Annotated in this window: 3 protein-coding genes; 1 reads left to right on the top strand and 2 read right to left on the bottom strand. The window is 69.5% G+C overall.

Annotated features, from left to right (window positions below; translation table 11 throughout):
• Both MTR66_RS09550 and MTR66_RS09545 read right to left on the bottom strand, forming a co-directional pair.
• A partial coding sequence (locus MTR66_RS09550; protein WP_243920262.1) for a DNA translocase FtsK 4TM domain-containing protein occupies nt 1-696 on the bottom strand: 696 nt, incomplete at its 3' end.
• Nucleotides 697-748: 52 nt separating this feature from the next.
• A complete protein-coding gene (locus MTR66_RS09545) occupies nt 749-1354 on the bottom strand; it encodes a thiamine phosphate synthase (protein ID WP_243920254.1) in 606 nt (201 codons plus the stop codon).
• Between MTR66_RS09545 and MTR66_RS09540 the strand changes: the two genes are divergently transcribed.
• Nucleotides 1353-2018 carry a YggS family pyridoxal phosphate-dependent enzyme gene (locus MTR66_RS09540; protein ID WP_243920252.1) on the top strand — a complete coding sequence of 222 codons (666 nt, stop codon included), beginning with the start codon at nt 1353-1355 and terminating at the stop codon, nt 2016-2018. The genes MTR66_RS09545 and MTR66_RS09540 overlap by 2 nt on opposite strands.
• Nucleotides 2019-2058: the final 40 nt, after the last annotated feature.

The following is a 2058-nucleotide window of genomic DNA, read 5'->3' as shown; positions in this document are numbered from 1 at the left end:
CGGGGCGGCCGCTTGCTTGCCCGAAGCGGAGCGCACGCGCGGCAGGCGGCCGATGCGGCCGGGCAGGGTCAGCAGGCGGCTCCAGTCGAACGCGAAAACCCGGCCCACCATCGCCACACCCGCGATCAGGCACACGAGCGCCAGCGCCAGCGTGATCCAGCCTTGCGCGGCGGGCGGGGTCAGGGCGGCCAGCGCGTGGATCGCCTTGGCGCCCAGCAGTCCGGAAATACCGCCCATGGAGGCCGGCAGCACGCCGCCCGGCTCGGTGAACCACAGCGAAAAGACGGTTGCGATCAGCACTATGGCGATAACGAGCAGGGCGACCGGGCGCCACCAGCGCTGGTTCGAATGCTCGATCTCGCTGTCGTCTTCCTCCACCAGCAGCCACAGCTTGCGCGCGAAGACATAGAGCATCGGCAGGAACAGGCAGGAGACCGGGCCGAACAGGAACAGCGCGCGCTCGGCAGTCCAGGCGCCTGTCGCGCCCATCCAGTTCTGCACTTCGCCGCCCGCGGCGGTGGAGGCGGAGGGGTCGGTCTGGTGATAGCTGGCCAGCGCCAGCGCCAGATAGAGCATCAGCGCGAACAGCGCCACCGCGCCCGAAAGCTCGGTCGCGCGGCGCAAGGACCGCTTGAGGACTGCGCGCCAGTCCGGTTTGGCGATGCGCCGTCCGGGCGCCATGGGCCGCGTGGCCATAAGAATTCCTCTGATTAGGTCCGGGAATAATGCGCCCGGGCGGGACTCCGCGTCAAGAATGAACCGGGAACAGCACTGTGGGCGATTCGGCAAGACCTTGAATTGCGGCCCATTTGCGCAAGCCGAAAGCGCGGGCCCGGTGCATGGTCATGCCGCCCAGCGCGATCGCGGGAACTTGCGCGCGCGCGGCCAGCAGGCGGAAGCGCAACGGGCCAAGCGCGGGCGCGCCGGGGTGCGAGCGAGTCGGGAAGACGGGGGAGATCAGCACCACGTCTGCCCTTGCACGATGGGCCTTGGCCAGTTCGCGCAGCGAATGGACGGTGACGAGCCGCAAGACAGCCGGGCCACGGGCAAGGCGCTCCGCCGCGCCATAGACGCCGTCTGCTCCCCAGGCCCGCGCTTCGCGCGGCGTACCCGAGAGCACCACGCAGTGCCCGTGCCGCCGCGCGATTCGGGCCAAGGTCTCGAAGCGGGCGCGGCGCGGGCCGGGCGGCAGGTGGTAATGGCGAAAGATCAGGCCCGATCCGCGTGGCAGGCGGGCGAGCGCGCGCTCCAGCCCGGCATCGTTGCGCGCATCGCTGACGATCCAGACATTTGGCCGGATCGAGGGACAAGGCGGCTGGCGGTTCGGCACGGGGACGCTATAGCAGCGCGCCATGGATCAGCCAGACCTTACGCCGCTCGACGATGTCCGCGCCCGCATGGCCCGCGCCGCCGCGATTGCTGGCCGCAAACCGGAAGACGTGGACCTCATCGCCATTTCCAAGACTTATCCGCCCGAAAGCATCCTGCCGCTGATCGAGCAGGGCCAGCGCGTGTTCGGCGAAAACCGCGTGCAGGAAGCGCAAGGCAAGTGGCCCGCGCTGATCGCGGCGCATCCGGACGTGAAGCTGCACCTCGTCGGCCAGCTCCAGTCGAACAAGGCCGAGGATGCCGTGGCCCTGTTCGACTGCATCCATTCGCTGGACCGGCCCTCGCTGGTAGCGGCGCTGGGCAAGGCAATGGCCAAGGCGGGAAAGCCGGTGCCGTGCTTCGTGCAGGTCAACATCGGCGCCGAAGAGCAGAAGGGCGGCTGCCCGATCGCCGATGTGCCTGCGCTGCTGGCCTCGGCGCGCGAGGCCGGGATTCCGGTGATAGGGCTGATGTGCGTGCCGCCCGCCGGGATCGAGGCGGCGCCGTTCTTCGCGCTGCTGGCGAAGATCGCGGCCGAAAACGGGCTCGATCGGCTCTCGATGGGCATGAGCGGCGATTTCGAAACCGCTGTCATGCTCGGCGCGACGCATGTGCGGGTCGGCTCCGCGCTGTTCGGCGCGCGGGACTGACCGGGATCAGGGCACTGCCGTTGCCGTTCGTGTCGAGCGA

Source organism: Novosphingobium beihaiense (assembly GCF_022832375.1).
GTDB classification, from domain to species: domain Bacteria; phylum Pseudomonadota; class Alphaproteobacteria; order Sphingomonadales; family Sphingomonadaceae; genus Novosphingobium; species Novosphingobium beihaiensis.
Note: the sequence above shows the minus strand (reverse complement) of the source record. Positions and strands in the feature narration are given on the sequence as shown.

Coding starts and splice junctions, on each gene's coding strand:
- MTR66_RS09540 (WP_243920252.1), top strand. CDS start 1,353: ATGGATCAGCCAGACCTTACGCCGCTCGACGATGTCCGCGCCCGCATG.
- MTR66_RS09545 (WP_243920254.1), bottom strand. CDS start 1,354: ATGGCGCGCTGCTATAGCGTCCCCGTGCCGAACCGCCAGCCGCCTTGT.